At 68.7% G+C, this 16,750-nt stretch carries 13 protein-coding genes and 3 pseudogenes; 6 read left to right on the top strand and 10 right to left on the bottom strand.

From position 1 onward, the window contains the following. Positions 1–54 precede the first annotated feature (54 nt). Entirely contained in the window at positions 55–1,167 is a 1,113-nt protein-coding gene (locus O5O46_RS34430) for a TniQ family protein (protein ID WP_269859624.1), read from the top strand. 25 nt (positions 1,168–1,192) lie between these two features. Here the strand turns inward: O5O46_RS34430 and O5O46_RS35420 are convergent. Together O5O46_RS35420 and O5O46_RS34440 are read right to left on the bottom strand one after the other, a co-directional pair. After that, a pseudogene (locus O5O46_RS35420) lies at positions 1,193–1,393 on the bottom strand (helix-turn-helix domain-containing protein); the annotation flags it as partial. 74 nt (positions 1,394–1,467) lie between these two features. Then, on the bottom strand, positions 1,468–2,199 hold the full coding sequence (locus O5O46_RS34440; protein WP_269859626.1) for a dienelactone hydrolase family protein: 732 nt from the start codon (positions 2,197–2,199) through the stop codon (positions 1,468–1,470). Positions 2,200–2,543: 344 nt separating this feature from the next. Here O5O46_RS34440 and O5O46_RS34445 point away from each other — a divergent pair, with 344 nt between their 5' ends. Then, a complete protein-coding gene (locus O5O46_RS34445) occupies positions 2,544–2,945 on the top strand; it encodes a helix-turn-helix transcriptional regulator (protein WP_269859627.1) in 402 nt (133 codons plus the stop codon). Positions 2,946–3,613: 668 nt separating this feature from the next. On the opposite strand, the pseudogene O5O46_RS34450 reads toward O5O46_RS34445, so the two are convergent. Both O5O46_RS34450 and O5O46_RS34455 read right to left on the bottom strand, forming a co-directional pair. Continuing rightward, positions 3,614–4,629: pseudogene (locus O5O46_RS34450) on the bottom strand (LLM class flavin-dependent oxidoreductase). A 164-nt stretch (positions 4,630–4,793) separates the two neighbouring features. Further along, on the bottom strand, positions 4,794–5,582 hold the full coding sequence (locus O5O46_RS34455) for an amidohydrolase family protein (protein ID WP_269859628.1): 789 nt from the start codon (positions 5,580–5,582) through the stop codon (positions 4,794–4,796). 80 nt (positions 5,583–5,662) lie between these two features. Between O5O46_RS34455 and O5O46_RS34460 the strand changes: the two genes are divergently transcribed. Continuing rightward, positions 5,663–6,082, top strand: a complete 420-nt coding sequence (locus tag O5O46_RS34460; protein WP_269859629.1) for a MerR family transcriptional regulator — start codon at positions 5,663–5,665, stop codon at positions 6,080–6,082. Positions 6,083–6,274: 192 nt separating this feature from the next. Here the strand turns inward: O5O46_RS34460 and O5O46_RS34465 are convergent. Then, a pseudogene (locus tag O5O46_RS34465) lies at positions 6,275–6,469 on the bottom strand (transposase); the annotation flags it as partial. Between the two features lie 511 nt (positions 6,470–6,980). Between O5O46_RS34465 and O5O46_RS34470 the strand changes: the two are divergent. Beyond that, entirely contained in the window at positions 6,981–8,195 is a 1,215-nt protein-coding gene (locus O5O46_RS34470; protein ID WP_269859630.1) for an FAD-dependent oxidoreductase, read from the top strand. A gap of 155 nt (positions 8,196–8,350) precedes the next feature. Then, the gene (locus tag O5O46_RS34475; RefSeq protein ID WP_269859631.1) at positions 8,351–9,568 is read left to right on the top strand and encodes an FAD-dependent oxidoreductase; all 1,218 of its coding nucleotides are present in this window, start codon (positions 8,351–8,353) and stop codon (positions 9,566–9,568) included. Between the two features lie 396 nt (positions 9,569–9,964). On the opposite strand, the gene O5O46_RS34480 is transcribed toward O5O46_RS34475, so the two are convergent. Continuing rightward, positions 9,965–10,558 carry a TetR/AcrR family transcriptional regulator gene (locus O5O46_RS34480; RefSeq protein WP_269859632.1) on the bottom strand — a complete coding sequence of 198 codons (594 nt, stop codon included), beginning with the start codon at positions 10,556–10,558 and terminating at the stop codon, positions 9,965–9,967. A gap of 236 nt (positions 10,559–10,794) precedes the next feature. Here O5O46_RS34480 and O5O46_RS34485 point away from each other — a divergent pair, with 236 nt between their 5' ends. Continuing rightward, positions 10,795–11,940, top strand: coding sequence for an FAD-dependent oxidoreductase (locus tag O5O46_RS34485; RefSeq protein WP_269859633.1), 1,146 nt, complete (start codon positions 10,795–10,797; stop codon positions 11,938–11,940). Between the two features lie 867 nt (positions 11,941–12,807). Here the strand turns inward: O5O46_RS34485 and O5O46_RS34500 are convergent. The 4 genes from O5O46_RS34500 to O5O46_RS34515 all read right to left on the bottom strand — a co-directional run bounded on the left by O5O46_RS34500 (position 12,808) and on the right by O5O46_RS34515 (position 16,710). After that, complete coding sequence (locus tag O5O46_RS34500) at positions 12,808–13,005, bottom strand: hypothetical protein (protein WP_269859634.1); 198 nt, start codon at positions 13,003–13,005, stop codon at positions 12,808–12,810. 272 nt (positions 13,006–13,277) lie between these two features. Then, positions 13,278–14,138 carry a helix-turn-helix domain-containing protein gene (locus tag O5O46_RS34505; protein ID WP_269859635.1) on the bottom strand — a complete coding sequence of 287 codons (861 nt, stop codon included), beginning with the start codon at positions 14,136–14,138 and terminating at the stop codon, positions 13,278–13,280. Between the two features lie 66 nt (positions 14,139–14,204). Further along, positions 14,205–15,830 (bottom strand): CocE/NonD family hydrolase, encoded by a 1,626-nt coding sequence (locus tag O5O46_RS34510; protein ID WP_269859636.1) that lies wholly within the window; start codon positions 15,828–15,830, stop codon positions 14,205–14,207. Positions 15,831–15,876: 46 nt separating this feature from the next. Next, complete coding sequence (locus O5O46_RS34515) at positions 15,877–16,710, bottom strand: alpha/beta hydrolase fold domain-containing protein (RefSeq protein WP_269859637.1); 834 nt, start codon at positions 16,708–16,710, stop codon at positions 15,877–15,879. Positions 16,711–16,750: the final 40 nt, after the last annotated feature.

Below are 16,750 nucleotides of genomic sequence, written 5' to 3' on the forward strand. Positions count from 1 at the left end.
CCGATATGGGTGATCGCAGCGGCGCCGACCAGTGCTGAGGGAACACATCGTGGCGTGAGGAAGTCGAGCTCGGGGCTGGACCTGCCACTGCGGGTGCCGCTGATCGCTGGCGAGACGACGGCGTCGTACCTGGCGCGAACCGCGGCCGCCAACGGGCTGGCGTACACAGCGATGCTGCGCGCGCTGCAGCCCGGCCGCCGCGGCAGGCTGCCACCCCTGCGGCCGGTCGCCGCAGAGGTGTACTTGTCGCGAGAGAGTGTGCGGCTGCTCGCGGAGCTGGTACACCGCCCGGTCGACCAGGTGGTTCGCGCGCTGCCCAACCTGCGTGACGAGCACCTCCTGGCCAGCGAACAGCCGCGGGTGCGCAGCTCGGCGTGGCCGAGTGGTTTCGGCCAGGCGCCGTTGCCGGCCTGTCCGGTGTGTATGGAGGGCGGCGCCTGGCTGGTCTCGTTGGGGCGCAGGTGGACGCCGTGCGGGTGCGGCCGCCGCTGGATGGTCGGCGACCGGGGCGGCTACTTGGTGGACGTCACGCCCGTCCCCCAGCTGGGCCGGGCATGGCGACGGCACAAGGTCCTGGTCCACCGACTCGGCCCGGTCGGCGATGCCCTGGTCGCCGATGCGCATCAGGTCGCGTTGTGGTGGTGGGTGCACCGCCGACAGGTCGGTGGCACCACGTGGCGGCATCGGGAAGACGCTCTCGGGATGCCGAAGGGGCGGCGGCTGACCGCGCCGGTGGTCGTCTACCCGGAGGCCGTGGCGCTTGCGGAGGCGATGTGGTCCTGGGAGCAGCGGCGGCATCGACCCGGCGCTGATGCACAAGTCTGGCTGGAGGAGGTCGCCGAGCAGTTGGGGGCGCCGCAGGTCGCGGTCGGTCGCGGCCTGCGGCGGGAGGGCGCGCCGCTGGCGTACTGGCTCGCCCACCACACCGTGGCGGAGCCGGTTGGCCGTGGAAGGGCGGGAGAAGGTGGGCCGGGTGGTGTCGAGGCTCGCTGGGCGCGGCTGCCGGAAGGCCACCGGCGGCCCGCCGAATCCGGCCTGTTCCAGGCCGGTTCCTGTCTGAGCTGGGTGTACGGCCGCCCGCTGACGTCGGTCGAGGTCTGTCCTCGCTGCGGTGGAAGAGCCCCTTCGTGCCGCTGGGTCCCCTCCCCCGCATGCACGGGTCTGTGACGAGTCCTTCCTCGCGGAGCAGAGTGAAGTTGTGGATCACATCCCGGACCCGGTCGGCACTGGTGAACGTCACCTCGACGATCTTCGCCACCGGCATGCCCTGCGCGGACAGCAACACCATCTGGGCTCGCCGCCAGGACACCACCGACCCGCTGCCTCTGCGGATGATCCGCAGCAGCCCTCGGTCGTCGTCATCGATCTCCCGAACCTGAACTTTGTCGGCCACCCCGCCAGGGTTCGCTGAACGCGCCGATCGGGAACGGATTCCGATCGGCGCGTCGCGGACTGCAGGAGTAGCTGTCAGCCGAGGTGCCGGGTGAAGAACCGTAGTGTGCTGTCCAGTTCGAATGCCGGGATCTCCCCGTGGTTGCCAGGATTGGCGTGCAGGGTCTTCTCGGCTGAGGCCAAGGCGTCGAACAGCGCCAAGCTGTGGGCTCGCGGCACCCGTTCATCGTCCCACTGCACCAGGAACTCCACCGGGACCGTGATCCGCGCGGCGGCCTGCGCTGATGCCAACGCCTCGCCCAATCCCAGCACCGCCGCGCGGACCCGGGGTTCGTCGGCAACGAACGGAACGCCGAGTCCGCACCCCAACGACACTCCCCAATAGCCCACTGGACCAGCACCGACGTAGTCGAGATCCTGGACCGCGTCCAGAACCGCCTGCCATTCCGGGACGGTCTGGCGAGCCACGAGTGCCTGGAAACCGGCAATCAGCGCAGCCAGCTCCTCTCCCTCAGCCACGCGAGCCTGGTTCTCGGTCGCGATCCGGTTGTACTCCTCATCCACCGGTCGGTCGCCATGCCCGGGCACGTCCACCGCCGCCACCGCGAAACCGCACTCGGCCACGAAGCGGCGCGCAAGGGCCACGATGCCGGGAGCCTTCTTGTGCTGGCCGCCGCCGTGTCCCAACAGGATCAGGGGTCGAGTACCGGCGGCACCTGCTGGCGTCCACAGCACGCCGGGAATCTCACCGAGGGTAAAGGGCTGTTCGCAGACGCCGTCGGCCGACGTCTCAGAGCTGAAGCGCATAGCGTTTCAAGCCTTTCGGGATGCCTTTTGCGGGCACTCCCTAGGCCATGCGGGAGAGGGAGCCCCGACCTGTCACAGCGTTGATCGGTCTCACCTCCTCAGTTCGCAGCGGCGCACAGCGACGCAGAACGTACCACGGAGGGCTTCGGTCTCCGCCGGCCCGACGGTGGTCCGTCCCGCTGAAGCGACCGGACGGACCACCGGAGCTCCCGCTTCGGCCCGCCGGGCTGGACGCTGTCCCCGGCAACCACCAGGTCCCCGACCGGGCCCTGGCCGAGATTGCGGCCGAGTACCACACCCTTGAGGACCGTCGGCAGGACACGGACGCCGACCTCACCGTCCCAGTGCCGCGCCAGCTCCTCGGAGCGGTGCTGCTGCGTCTGGCCCGGCTGCCCCATCCGCACCATGCCGCCTCGGCGAGGGCCGGCGGCGATGTCTTCCGTGCCTTCCGGTACGAGCTGGAGCGCTCCTTCGCCGCCACCCGCTCCGTACAGAGGTACGCCGCCCAACTCGGTTACTCACCACGCACCCTGACCCGGGCCTGCCAGGCCGCCACCGGCCGCACCGCCAAAGAACTCATCGACGCCCGCGCCGCTCTGGAGGCGCAGCGCCTGCTCGCGCACACCGATCTGCCAGTCGCCGCGATCTGCCGGGTGCTCGGATTCTCCGAACCCGCCAACTTCGGGAAGTTCTTCACCCGCGAGACCGGCAACACCCCCCGCAGCTTCCGCACCCGCCGGCGCTAGCCAGGAGACCGGGCAGCGCGGCGTCAGGCCATCAACCGACCAGCCGACCGCCGCTTCGGCACCCGCCACAGCCAGACAGACGCCGACGGAACGATCCCGCATATCAGCCACTGCCCTGCCGCCACCTGCCTCGCGGGCTGACTTCGCTGAGTTCTACGCCCGGAGCATGGCTCGGCTGGTCCGGTTCCTGATGCGACACGGCGCCAACGTGCATGAGCGGCAGACGCCGCTCAGGCCGCCTTTGCCCTGGCCTTCGCGCAGTGGTCGGCGATCAAGGAGCCAGGCGGTTGGCTCCGTACGGTCGCCTGGCGGTAATGGGTGCGCGTCCGGAGCGACGCGAACAGCGGCACGCTTGTGGCGTGACGTCATTTTGGATTACGGCGACGGCGTCGCAGGAGTGGGAGCGTACAAGAGCACGGGTGCCGCGAAACGCGCGCGTGCCGCTGATCGCTGACGAGACGACGGCGTCATACCTAGCGCGAACCGCAGCCGTCAACCGGGGGATCGACACCGGGGTGCTGCGCGCGCTGCAACCTGGCCGGTGCGTCAGAATGCCGCCCCTGCGGCCGGCGGCCGCTGGGTCCCCGTGCGAGGGCACGGCCGGGCCCACCGGCTGCCTTCTCGGCTCTTTCGTGCGATGTACCAGGGTTCGGCCTTGCGGGGTGCGCTCAGCGTGAGGGATCCGGAACACGCACCGCCGGGGTGGTGCCAACCGTCTCCAGGCCCTCCTTGACGAGTTCGAAGGAGCGCAGCCGGTCATGGAGGGCGTAGACGGGTGTGGTGAGCATCAACTCGTCCGCGCCTGTCGTGGCCGTTAGTTGTATCAGACGGCGTGCCACAGCATGCGGTGTTCCGAACGCTTGGTGAGCGCGGAAGGTGTCCAACGCCTGCTGCTCCTGCGGGGTGAAGTGGTGGGTCGCTGCGTTCTCGGGCGTCGGGAAGGGGATTTCGGCAGTGCCCTGGAGCAGCCCCGCTTTGATCACGTTCATCGGTCCGGCGAGCCGTGCCGCCTCTTGCTCCGAATCCGCGCAGATCGTCTCTACGCACACCAGCACGTGCGGCGTTTCGCACCAGCGGGATGGCGTGAACGCGCTGCGGTAGCGCTCCAGCACCGAGAGCGTGTTGTCCGGGCGGATGTGGTGCGCGACGGCGATGGGTAGCCCTAGTCGCGCGGCCAGTGAAGCGCCGGCGGTGCTCGAGGCCAATAGCCAGGGCTCCGGAAGCGGTTCCAGTGCCACGTCCTCTACCAGGAAGGTCAAGATCGCAGCCACGTCGTCCTGGTACTCGGTGTCAGTGGCCGGTTCGCCCCCGCGGCGCAGCGCCCGTGCGGTGGCCGCATCGAACGTGCCGGGACCGCGGCCCACTCCCAGGTCGATACGGCCCGAATGGAGGGCAGCGAGGGTGCCGAAATGCTCTGCGAGCCCGAGGGGTACATGGTTCGGAGCCAGCACGCCTCCCGAGCCCAGGCGGATTGTCGAGGTCGAAGCGGCGGCATGTGCGGTCAGGACTACCGGTGGGAACGCGCCGATGGCGGGGGAGCTGTGGTGCTCGGCGTACCAAAGTCGGCGGAACCCCAGCCGTTCAACCCCTGCGCGAAGGCGGCCGTTTGATGTAGGGCGTCCACAGGCTGAGTACCCGCCTGGACGGCCGCGACTTCCAGGACAGACAACGGGACATCGATCACATCATGAGCATAGGGAGGCCAGCCGTGTGGGCAGCGGCCTGGGGTGGAATTTCGCCTATCCCAGCACGACCGGCCATCGGGCCTAGCCCTCGGAAGAGGGCCTTGCTTGAGGGCAGCTGACACAAAGTTCGGATCCTGGCGGGTCGGTCGCCTTGGGGGCCGGTTCACAGGATGCCCAGGAGCTGGCCCATGGTCCCTCCGAGTACCCGGTCACGTACCTCACCAGGAGGGGTAACCCGTTCCACGGTGGTGCGGGCGAGCACGGGATCGCCGTAAGGGGCGTCCGAGCCGAACACCGTTCGCTCGGGAATCTCCCGGATCGCCAACCGCACCGCGAAGATGATGTTGGCCGTGGACAGTTCCAGGTACATGCTTGGCGTCTCCCACACCAATTCGATGGCCTCCATCCAGTTCAGGCCGCCGAGTTGGCTGACGACCAGCGGAACCGCCGGGTACCGCGCAGCGAGACGGGACAGGGTGCGCAGGTCTTCTGCGGTGGTGGGGGCGAAGCCGTGTACAACCACAGGTAGCCCACCGTGGTCGTGGGCCGCCTGGAGCACAGGCTTGATCCGGGCAGCGTCCCCCGGGGGCGGGGTGAGCTCCCCGATGCCTCGTCGCCCGCGTCCCACCACCTCACGCTCGATGAGGGCTGCGACGTCCTCCTCAGGCAAGTCGAGCGGCACGGAGCCGAACCCGATGAACCGGTCCGGGTGCGCTGCCAGGGCCTCGTCCAGCTCCTGCCAGGCGGTGCGGAAGCCGTCGGCGCTATTGCCTTGGCCTTCCAGGGCATTGTCGAGGACGTTCATCTCGCGGCGTAGGGAAGCAAGGTCGATAGCTCGTTCCGGGTGTGGGCGGGTACCGAAGAGGACCGCTTGGTCCACCCCCGCGTCGTCCAGGGCGCTGAGGTGGCTGTCGACCGGGTCGTGGACATGGCTGTGGGCGTCAATGATCACAGGTTCCTCCGGGGAACAACGGGCCGCTGGAATGCGGCAGGCGGACCTACTGTTGCTCCTTGACACCGTTGGAAGGTCAAGTGCGCAAGAAGGAACGAACGGTGCTGATCGGAGAACTGGCAGAGCAGACCGGGACCAGCGAACGCCTGCTGCGCTACTACGAGCGGGCGGGGCTGCTCCGGCCTGAGCGCCAGCCCAACGGCTACAGGACATACGACGAGACTGCCTACGATGCGGTCCTGCGGATCCGGGCCCTACTCGCGGCGGGACTCCCTACCCGCGTCATCCGCCAGGTACTTCCCTGCACCAACGCCGAGGCCTCTGTGCTGCCCTGTCCCGGAGTGCTGGACGCACTCCGAGCCCAGCTACACGTCATTGATCAGCGGTCGGCCGAGATCGCTGCGGCCCGGGATGTCCTGCAGCAGATCATCACCACCGCCGAGACCACAGCAGCCGAGGCTGCCACCCCGCCCTATGCCCCGGCAACAGGCACGCCCTGACCTCGTCGTCTATCAAGCCGCTCGCCGTCGCAGGAGCGCGTGGTCCACAAGCACGCTGGTGTAGAGGCGGCGGGCATGAAATTCCCCCATCGTTTCGATGGCGGTGGTCACGAGATCTGGGTCCACGAGCGCGGCGGATCTCAGGTCGATGATCGCCTCCCGCGACAGCTGCTCAAGGGCCACGGGTTGCCTCTGCTGCAACTGCTGGTGATCAACACCGAGACGCCCAGCCATCGGCTGCATCGACTTCCGCCGCCCATCCAGCAGTAAGCCCCGCAGATACAGACCGCCCTTCCCTCGCTGGTCAGCACGTACCAGCGGCGCAAACACCTCCGCGGCGAACTCCTCCAACCGGCCACGGCACTCGGCAACTTCATCCACCCTCATACCAACAGCGAACCACCACACCCGCGACCTGACCAGACACCTAACAAAGCCCTACTAGGCGGTGTGTAGTTTCCTCGTGATCATTAGCACTGGATCCAGCGGAACCGCCAGAACCCGGCTTCGCGAGCAGTGACCGTGTCGGCTCACCATGAGCAATCTGGACTCGAAGGGCTGCGAGGGTAGTTACTGTCCGTGATATCCCCGGCCGCACTCAGGTTCTGTCCGGGTGATCTCGCGACCGAGGTGACGGCGCCCGTCGGCACCTCGAGGGGCGGTGGACGCAGACCTGACTGCCTCAATCTGGTGTTCGCGCAGAGACCGGGCGAGTTCGTGGCGGGATTCGTGGGCACGGCCGACGTTGACAGAAACCGGCGGCCTGCTACGGTGATTGACGGACGTACGAAAGTCACGGTCCGGTAGGTAGTCCGGATGGCGGTTGCTCGCTCGTACAGCGCCCTTGAGGCGCGCCCGGTGCGTCCCTTTTCGTTCATCATCGAGAAGGGACACGACTGTGTCGGATCTTCATGTCATCATCGCCGGGGGCGGGCTGGGTGGCCTGGCCCTCGCACAGGGGCTTCACCAGGCGGGGATCAGCGTCGCCGTCCACGAGAAGGACCCCACCCCTGACTTTCGCAACCAGGGCTACCGCATCCGCATCAACTCCGATGGCATCACCGCGCTCAAAGCGGTGCTGACTACTCAGGCGTACGAGGTGTTCGCCGCCACCGCCGGCACCCCCGGGGCGCGGATGGACGCGTTCGACCACCAGCTGAACCTGCTGCACGCGCAGGAACTTCCGCCCGTCCCGGACCTGCCCGGCGGCGGACACCTGGCGGTCAACCGCATGACGTTGCGTCAGGTCCTGTTGTCAGGGCTGGACAAGTCCGTGCACTACGGCTGCCCGCTGACCCACTACGAGACCAACGCATCGGGCACGGTAACCGCGCACTTCGGGGACGGCACCAGCACCACCGGTGACGTCCTGATCGGCGCCGACGGGGTCAACTCGGCGGTCCGCAAGCAGTACCTGCCGCAGGCCCAAGTGCTCGATGCCGGACTGCGGCTGCTGTACGGCAAGGTACCCCTCGCCGACGACGAGGCCCGCGCCCTGATCCCGCCGGAGCTGCTCGGACTGTGGACCACCGTCATCGGCCCCGAGCGGCGCTTCGTCGGCCTCGCCCCCGTGCAGTACCGCGAGCCCATGCACCAGGTCACCGCCAGGCTGACCCCCCACATGACGCTCAGCGACGACAGCGACTACCTCGCCTGCGTCTTCGGCGCCCGCCGGGAGCAGTTCCCCTGCACCGACAACGAGCTGTTCGCCATGAACGGCGCCGAACTCCGGGCCCTGACGCTCTTCCTGGTGGAAGGCTGGCACCACAGACTGGTCGAGATCGTGTCCCGCCAGCACCCCGCCACGATCTTCCCAGTCTCGGTCCGCACCAGCATCCCACTCGCCGCATGGGAGACCACCGAAGCGGTCACCCTGCTCGGCGACGCCATCCACGTCATGAGCCCCGCCATCGGCGTCGGCGCCAACACCGCCCTGCGCGACGCCCGCGTCCTGACCGCGCGCCTCGTCCAGGCCGCCGCCGGACAACCGCTCGCCGAAGCGCTGCGCCAGTACGAGGACGAGATGACCGGCTACGGCTTCGACGCGGTGCGCGAATCGGCCCACCGCGGCCACCACCTGGTCGGCCAGGACCCGCTGCCCTCCTCGCAGTAGGCGCGCCGTCGCCCGGTTCGGTGCCCACCTGCACGCCGAACCGGTCGCTCCTGCGTGGCGGGCCCCATCGCTGGGCCCGCCACCCGGGACACCAGGGCGAACGCAACGCCCACCGTCAGCGAACACCCACACGGCCTTCAAGAAGGAGGGGCACCGTGCCCACTCTCCGTGTCGCCATCGCCGGCGCCGGCCTCGCCGGACTGACGCTGGCCCACCAGCTCCACCAGCACGGCCTGGACGTGACCGTCTACGAGCGCGACCCCAACCAGGGCACACGCAACCCGGGCTACCGACTGCACATCAGCTCCACCGGCAACGCAGCCCTCGCCAGTGTGCTGAACCCCCGACTGCAGGAGCTGTTCGTGGCAACCGCCGGCATTCCCCGCCAGGACGCACTGCTGTTCGACGAGCAGCTCAACCCCGGCGCGGCCCGAGACCTCAGCGACTCCCGCGGGATCGGCAACACACTCGCCGACGTCCCCGAACACCTCGTGGTGGACCGCTCGACCCTGCGCAGGATCCTCTACACGGGACTGGAGAACGTGGTGCACTTCGGCACCCAGGTCACCGGCTACCGCCGCGAGACGGATTCCAGCGTCACCGTCCACTTCGCAGACGGACGCAGCGCCCAAGCCGACGTTCTCGTCGGCGCCGACGGCATCAACTCCGCCGTGCGGGCCCAACTGCTGCCCGACCACGCCACCGTCGACCTGGGCGCCCGCCACATCGCCGCGAAGATCCCGCTCACCGAGGAGACCCGCGACCAGATTCCGCAGCAGCTGTTCTCGACGTTCACACTGGTCAACGGCCCACACCACGACGTGGTCAGCTTCGCGCCACTCGAACGCAGCAACCCTGACTCACCGCTCGTCCGCGAGCGCGACCAGCCGTTCCGGGACGAAGTCGCCAAGGACTTCGCCCTCGGCATCTTCAGCGCTCCGGCCTCCCGGCTCCCCGGCGACGCCGAACTGTACGCAGCCGACCCCGCCGCACTGAAGAGCTACGCCCTGGAACGGGTCGCCTCCTGGCACCCCGACCTGACCACACTCATCCGTATGTGGGACATCGACACCGTGCAGCCGCTGACACTCCGCAGCCACCTACCCGCCACAGCGTGGCAGCCGACGACCGTGACGCTCATGGGCGACGCCGTCCACGCCATGAGCCCGGCACTGGGCATCGGCGCCAACACCGCACTGCGCGACGCCCAGGTCCTCGGCACCGAACTGCTCGCCGCAGCCCGCGGCGACAAACCCCTGCTGTCCGCTATCAGTGACTACGAGAGCGCCATGCGCGCCTACGGGTTCGAGGCCGTGCTCGCCTCAGCGCGCATGGGTGAACGCATCATCGGACACCAGCCCCTGCCCACGTGACCCGTCACCCGGGTTCACTCGGAGAGCAAACGCAATGACCTCTCCAACACTTCACGGCCAGACGGCGCTGGTCACCAGCGCGACCAGCGGCATCGACACAGCCACCGCACAGGCCCTGACGGAACAGGGTGTCGTCACGATCCTCAAGCCTGAGGCCAGTTGTTGTGCTTGACGCGACATGCAGCACGGGCCTGGCTACGCCTGATTCCGAGGCGGTCGCCGTCAGCCCAGGCCGATGCCGTGTTCGGTATTCCAGCGGCCTGGTCCCAGGTGTTTGCGCGCTCAGAGGTGACTGGATGTCAGTTTCCGTTGCCAGGCAGGGGGTGGCTGTGACCGAAACGCGTGGTGGGGCAAGCCGAGGCTGGCCGAAGGCAGGCTCAGGAAACGGCCTGGGCGCTACAGCGCGGGCGGCTTGTTGGGTGGTTCCCAGCCGTGGGTGAGGATGTCAAAGAGTGCCTCGACGGCGGCCCGGCGGTCCTTCCGGTCGCGAGCGAGGACCGGGATCTCGAGCACGAATCGAGCAAGAGCCACGCATGCGAGGTTGTCGTGGTCCACGCCGAACTCGTCGGCGATGGCGGCGCTGAGGCTGTCGGTGTACCGGGTCCACATGCGTTCGGCGTACGCGCGCAGTGCCGGCGTGGAGTTCACCAGGTTGGTGAACTCGGCCGCCTGAGGATGTGCCCCGATCGCCGGCCAGGTGTCTAGCACGTGCTGTCGGAGGGCATCGAGGATGTTCTGACCGGAGGGTCGCTGCCGCACCGCGGCGATCAATTGTGACTCTCGGTCTTCGTCCTGGTCGAAGACAAGTGCCTCCTTGCCGCTGAAGTGCTTGAACACCGTGGCGGTCGACACGTCGGCGGCGTCGGCGATGTCACGGATGCTCACCTGGTCGTAGCTGCGCTCCAGGAAGAGTTGCAGTGCGGCGTCGGCGATCGCCTGCCGGGTGGCCGCCTTCTTGCGGTCGCGGCGGCTGGCAGAGGGCACGGTCATGGTTAGAGCGTACCCGACAGTCGAATCAATCGCTAAGTAGAGTCGTTGTACTTTTCTACTTGCTCTGATTTTATGGATACTGTGCGCACCTGACCGGCACATCGTCGTCGGCCTGGTCATCGTCTGTACCGCGCCGACCTGTTCATCGGGGAGGCCCCCTGCGTGGCACGTCCGGTGCCGAGGCCGACGCTGCCCGGCCCTGCTCGCCCCGTCTTAGCCGACTGAAAGGAACAAACATGAACTCCCCAGAGCCCGCCCGGGCCCGCATCAGCATCATCGGTGCCGGACCCGGCGGACTGACCTGCGCCCGCATCCTCCAGCAGCGCGGCATAGCGGTCACCGTCTACGACCGCGACCCGGGACCCGACGCGCGCAACCAGGGCGGCACCCTCGACCTGCACGCTGACAACGGCCAGATCGCCCTGCGCGAAGCCGGCCTGCTCGACGAGTTCTTCACACTGGCCCGCCCCGAAGGCCAGGAAATGCGCCAGATGGACCCGACCGGCACGATCACGTCCCATCAAGTCCCGGAGATCGACGAGCTGTTCAAGCCGGAAATCGACCGCGGCCAGCTGCGCAACCTGCTGCTCGACTCCGTACAGCCGGGAACCGTGCACTGGGGCCGCGCCCTCGACACGATCAGTGGACCCGACGACGGGCCGCGGCGGTTGCACTTCACCGACGGCACCAGCATCGAGACCGATCTGGTCATCGGCGCCGACGGAGCCTCCTCCCGGGTGCGCCCGGCTGTGTCCCCCGCCGTCCCCGAGTACACCGGGGTGAGCTTCCTGGAAGCATGGTTCACCGACGTCGAGAACCGGCACCCGGACATCGCCGACCGGGTCGGCCAGGGCAGCGCCCACGCAGCCGACGGCGAACGCGGCCTGTTCGCCCAGCGCAACAGCGGAAACCACATCCGCGTCTACATCATCCGACGAGTCCCGGTCGACTGGATCAGCACGAGCGGCCTGACAGTCGAGGACACCGATGGCATCCGCGCCCTGCTGCTCGGCGAGTACGCCCACTGGTCGCCCCGCATGCGCCAGATGATCACCGAAAACGACGGCCCCTACGTCGACCGCCCGATCTTCGCCCTCCCGGTCCCGCACGCCTGGGAACACAACCCGACGGTGACCCTGCTCGGCGACGCCGCCCACCTCATGCCCCCGCTCGGCGTCGGCGTCAACCTCGCCATGCTCGACGCCAGCGAACTCGCCCTCGCCCTCGCGAACGCCGCCACCATCGACGACGCGATCCGCACCTACGAGAAGACCATGCTCCCCCGCTCCACCGAGACGGCCAAGGCCCTCGAAGGCGGCGCCGAACACCTGCTGTCCGCCGGCGTACCCGACTTCGGCAGCGACAACGACACCCAGCCCTGAGAACTGGGATCAGACTGACGTCTTCAGCCGTCGCCAGCAGATGACGGCGCAGCCGAGGGTGACGAGGGCTTGGTGAAACTCGTCGCGAATCTCCCAGCGGATGCGCAGACGCCGGAACCAGTGCAGCAGCGCGATGGCGCCCTCTACGACCCAGCGGTGGACTCCGAGGCCGAATCCGTGTTCAGCGCCGCGTCGGGCGATAACCGGGGGGCTCTGTTCACGTCGCAGAGCAGCGTTTCGACAGCAGTTCGGGAGGCAGTGCCCGCGCCGGATCTTCACGACTTCGGGCAGCAGCTCGGTGGTGACCGGCGGGACGCCGTCTGCCGCCCATCCGGAGCCCCGGGCAAAAGCGCTGGCTACGGGCGTAGGCGGCAGTCGCCATCGCGCCGTTGCCAGCCACCGGCGGGTGCCTCCCGTGCTCGTGAACATCAACTCTTCCGTTCGCCGGGTGCCTCCCGGAGTCATGAACGCCTGCTGTCGGGAGTCGTGAACAAAGCCACCGGGGTGATTTCGAACCGGCGGACCTTGTCGCGGTAGACGTCGTGGCCGTAGCCGCGGTCGGCGTAGACCCGGCGGGGGTGGCGCAGGGGTCGGCCGCTCCTGCCACGAATCGGCGGACACGGCAGCTGTAGTTCGTGATCGTGCTGGCCGTGTCACGTCGTAGCGGCGGCGGTGACGTTGTTCCAGCGGCGGTGTGCTTCGGCCGCGCTGTGCTGGTGTTCGCGGCGCCAGGCGGACCAGTGCAGTAGGTGATCGCGGTCGTGGCGGGGCGGGGGTAGGACGGTGGCCCGCAGCAGGCGGAGCAGTTCGTGGGCGCTGACCGGGACGAGTCGGCCGTGATGGCGATATCTGAATCAGGAAGCTCCATCAGCCCTGGGTGGTCTGGGCGGTGGCGCGCAGATGGGCGATGGTGAGGACTGCGGCGACGAGCATGCTGATGAAGGTCCAGCGCATCCAGGAGTTCCAGCAGGTGTTCTGGCCCTGGTCGAGGCCGCAGGCACTTTTACCGGGCTGAGAGTCCTCTTCGATCGCCCGGCAGGTTCCCAAGACTGCCTGGGCACGCATGCGCACCGGCCACGGGCTCAAGGGCGACCGTCACTATGACTGGGGTCTGCGTTCGTAGCGGCGGTGAAGCTGCGCACCATGGTTGCGGCAGTCGTCGGGCCACCGCTTGGCGGTGGTGTGGATGACGTGGAACCGCTCGGCAGCCCGCCGTAACGGCCGGCCGGCCTGGACCATGCACCAGGACGGACACGGTCTGCTCAGCTCCTGGCCCCTGGGCGCCCTTCTCCCGTGCGATCAGGTTGTCTTGCCTTCAACCCAGACCACACACGAGTTCAGCGCCCCGCGGGTAACAAGCCACACAAGGCGTCCAGTTTCTCGGCGTCGTCGGTTCCGGTGATTGCTGTGTAGGCGACGATACGGAGATCCGAGCCGGGGACCATGAGGACGTCGAGGTCGAGGGCCAGGTCTCCGACGACGGGATGTTCGATGGTCTTGCGGTCGCCGGTGTGGAGGCCCGCGGTGCCGTTGGACCACAGGCGGGCGAAGCGTGGGCTGGTGTGCAGCAGCCGGTCGACGAGCGAGGCGAGGCGGGCGTCGTCGGGGTGGGCCGCGGCCGTGATCCGCAGGTCGGCGACGAGGGCCTCCTCCTCGGCCTCGTCGCCCGCCCAGGAACGTACTGGCCAGGCGGCGATGGAATCGACCCGGTGGCCGCCGCGGGAGCGGAACATCCCGGCGACGAGATTGCCCTGGTCCCAGTCGTACGTACGGGGGTCGCCGATGGTGGCGGTCCACATCCGGTTCCAGCTGACCAGTGTCCAGTCGGCGGCGTAGACCGCGACCGGCGTGTCGCCCAGCTGCTGGACGAGCCGGTGGACCCTCGGCGGCACGTGCAGTGGCACTTCGCCGCCGGGGGGCGGCGCGAGGTTGGCGCAGCGGAACAGGTGGTTGCGCTCGGCGATGTCGAGGCGCAGGGCCCTGGCCAGGGCGGAGACGACCTGGGTGGAGGGGTTGCGGGCGCGGCCCTGCTCGAGCCGCACCACGTAGTCCACCGACAGACCGGCCAGGCGGGCCAGTTCCTCGCGGCGCAGACCGGGGATGCGCCGGTCGGTGGGGGTTTCCAGACCGGCCGCCAAGGGAGAAAGGCGTTCCCGCCAGCCTCGCAGGGTGGTGCCGAAGGTGTTCGCCGGTGCCATGCGGCCATCATCATTCGGATGCCCTGCTCGTGGCAGACCTCCTTACCCACATCTGGGTAAAACCCGTCAGGGGCACGGGCGTTCGTGCAGGTGCAGCGCCGAGGGGCGCAACCGGTCGTGGTGGTAGGTGTCGGTTCCGGCCTTCTGGCCGTAGAAGTGGGTCATGGGCGCATCGGTGATCAGCGAGTCCTGGTTGGTGATCTCCAGGCGGATACGGTCGCCCTCGCGGGCCAGGAACGACAGGGGCAGCAGTTCGATGTGGAGTTCGTAGACCTTCCCGGGTTCCAGCGGCTCCTCGGCGTCGTGCCGGTGGAACGGGCGCATGTCGCTGGTGAGTTCGGGATCTTCGGCGCGGTGGGAGGCGCGCAGCCAGCCCTGGCTGACTTTGATCGGCAGCCCGGCGCCGGGGGCGCCGGAGACGAGGCAGAGCTTGACGATGACGTCCATGTCAGTCTGGTCCGAGGAGGCGTGCAGCGTCAGCGTGGCGTGGCCGGTGAACTCGCGGTCCTCGGTCATGGGCGCGGTGGTGAAGGTGTTGACCCGCGCCACGTGGTCGGGGACACCGTGCTCGTCGAAACCAGTGACGCCGGCCATCCACCCGGGGTCCGGGTAGGACCAGGAGGTGGACTGCTCTTCGGCGACCGGTTTCGTCTCGGTGAGGGTGCCGTCGTTGAGGGAGGTGACGGCGCCGCTGTGCTCCCCGGCGAGGTAGAAGGTGCTGGTCCGCACGTCCGGGGGCGGCCACGAGGTCGTGGAGTGGTAGGCGCCCTCGCCGTTGGCGTAGAAGCGGACGTCGGGCTTGTCCATCACGCCGTTGTCGGTGCCCTTGAGGTGGCGGTCGTACCAGGGCAGCAACTCGGTGCGGTGGAAGTCCTCGTCGAAGTAGTACAGCTGCGCGGCGGCGAAGCTGCCGGGGTGCGCGACCAGCAGCTTCTTGGGGCCACGGACGCGTTCGTAGCCGTAGAAGTTGCCACGCAGGTGCAGTGCCGCCTTGCCCCACACGCCGATGGAGAACACGGGGATGTCGATCTTTGGCAGCTCCCAGAACGGCGAGCGGCGGCGCTGCCATTCGTCGTCCAGGGGGTGGGAGAGGATGTCGTAGACGAAGTCCTGCTTGTTGCCGACGTGGAAGTCGATGCCGTCGATCTGGTGCTGGAGCAGCACCGAGCCGAAGAGCCAGGTGCTCAGGAACCCCTGGATCGGGATGCCCCCGTGGTACATCCAGTCGCGGTACATGTCGGTGGCGCCGTCGTACGCGACGATCGTCCTCAGATGCGGCGGGCGGGTGCGGGCGGCGTTCCACTGGCTCCAGCAGTAGTGAGACATGCCGATCATGCCGATCGCCCCGGTGGACCACGGCTCGGCCGCGACGTGCTCGATCATGTCGTGGATAGCCTCGCCCTCGCCGCGCGAGACCGGGTCCCAGGTGCCCTCGGAGCGGCCGGTGCCGGGTACGTCCATGACGACGTAGGCGTAGCCGTTGTCGAGGTAGAGCTGGATGGGCCCGTACTCGATGAACGGGAACACCGGGTGAGCAGGCAGATGCCGCAGCGACTTCTGGTACGGGGAGGCGCCGAGGACGACGGGGAACGGCCCCTCGCTGCCGGCGGGGAGATAGACGTCGGCGCGGACGAGATCCCCCGCGCGGGTGCGGACCTCGGTCTCGAAGGGCATCACATTCACATCGACCACAGCGGTTCCTCTCCAGCTGTCTACGGAGTACGGACGATGATCGCGGTCACGATGGAAGCGCGGCATCCCGCGCGGCGTCCGGCATGGTCTCGGCGGCGGCCTTCGCGGCGGCTGACCAGTGGGCTCGGGTGAAGGCGGCGGCGGACTGCAGCGCCTCGTCGGCTTCGTCGAGCATCACGGCGAAGGACTGGAATACGTGAGGGACTTGGGGCCAGACCTGGAGTTCGACGCGGACGTCGTCGGCTGCGGCACGGGCGGCCAGTCGTACGGCGTCGTCCAGGAGGATCTCGTGCGAGCCCGCCTGGATGAGCAGCGGCGCCAGGCCCGTCAGGTCGGCGAAGACCGGGCTGGCCAGCGGCTCGGTGCCGTTCGTCCGCCCGAGGTAGTCGCGCGCCCGGGTGCGCAGGGCCTCAGCGGTCAGCGCGGGGTCGACGTCGGCCTTGCTGGTCGCGCTGGCACCGGACACCGTGAGGTCGGCCCAGGGCGAGAACACCGCGGCCGACGACGGCTGGGGCAGGCCCTCGTCACGGAGGGCGACCAGCACCGCGACGGTGAGTCCGCCGCCAGCGGACTCACCGACGAGGGCGATCCGGGCGCCCGGGGTGCCTTGGTCGAGCAGTGCGCGGTACGCGGCCACGGCGTCGTCGACGGCCGCGGGGAACGGGTTCTCGGGGGCCAGCCGGTAGTCGACGCAGACGGCACGGACGCCGCAGCGCCGGGACACGTCCGCTGCCAGGCTCGCCGCGTCGGCCGCGGAGCCGATGGCATAGGCGCCGCCGTGGAAGTACAGCAGCACCCTGGACGGATCACTGCCCGGCGCTTCGACGGTGACGACCGGGACGCCGCCGAGTTGCCCGGGGGGGGGGGGGGGTGGTGACACGGGGGGGCAGCGTTATGCGGGTCATCGTCTGGTGGAAGCC

This window comes from Streptomyces sp. RPT161 (assembly GCF_027533845.1).
Taxonomy (GTDB): Bacteria; Actinomycetota; Actinomycetes; order Streptomycetales; family Streptomycetaceae; genus Streptantibioticus_A; species Streptantibioticus_A silvisoli_A.

Coding starts and splice junctions, on each gene's coding strand:
- O5O46_RS34440 (WP_269859626.1), bottom strand. CDS start 2,199: ATGCGCTTCAGCTCTGAGACGTCGGCCGACGGCGTCTGCGAACAGCCC.
- O5O46_RS34480 (WP_269859632.1), bottom strand. CDS start 10,558: ATGACCGTGCCCTCTGCCAGCCGCCGCGACCGCAAGAAGGCGGCCACC.
- O5O46_RS34485 (WP_269859633.1), top strand. CDS start 10,795: ATGAACTCCCCAGAGCCCGCCCGGGCCCGCATCAGCATCATCGGTGCC.
- O5O46_RS34500 (WP_269859634.1), bottom strand. CDS start 13,005: ATGCGTGCCCAGGCAGTCTTGGGAACCTGCCGGGCGATCGAAGAGGAC.
- O5O46_RS34505 (WP_269859635.1), bottom strand. CDS start 14,138: ATGGCACCGGCGAACACCTTCGGCACCACCCTGCGAGGCTGGCGGGAA.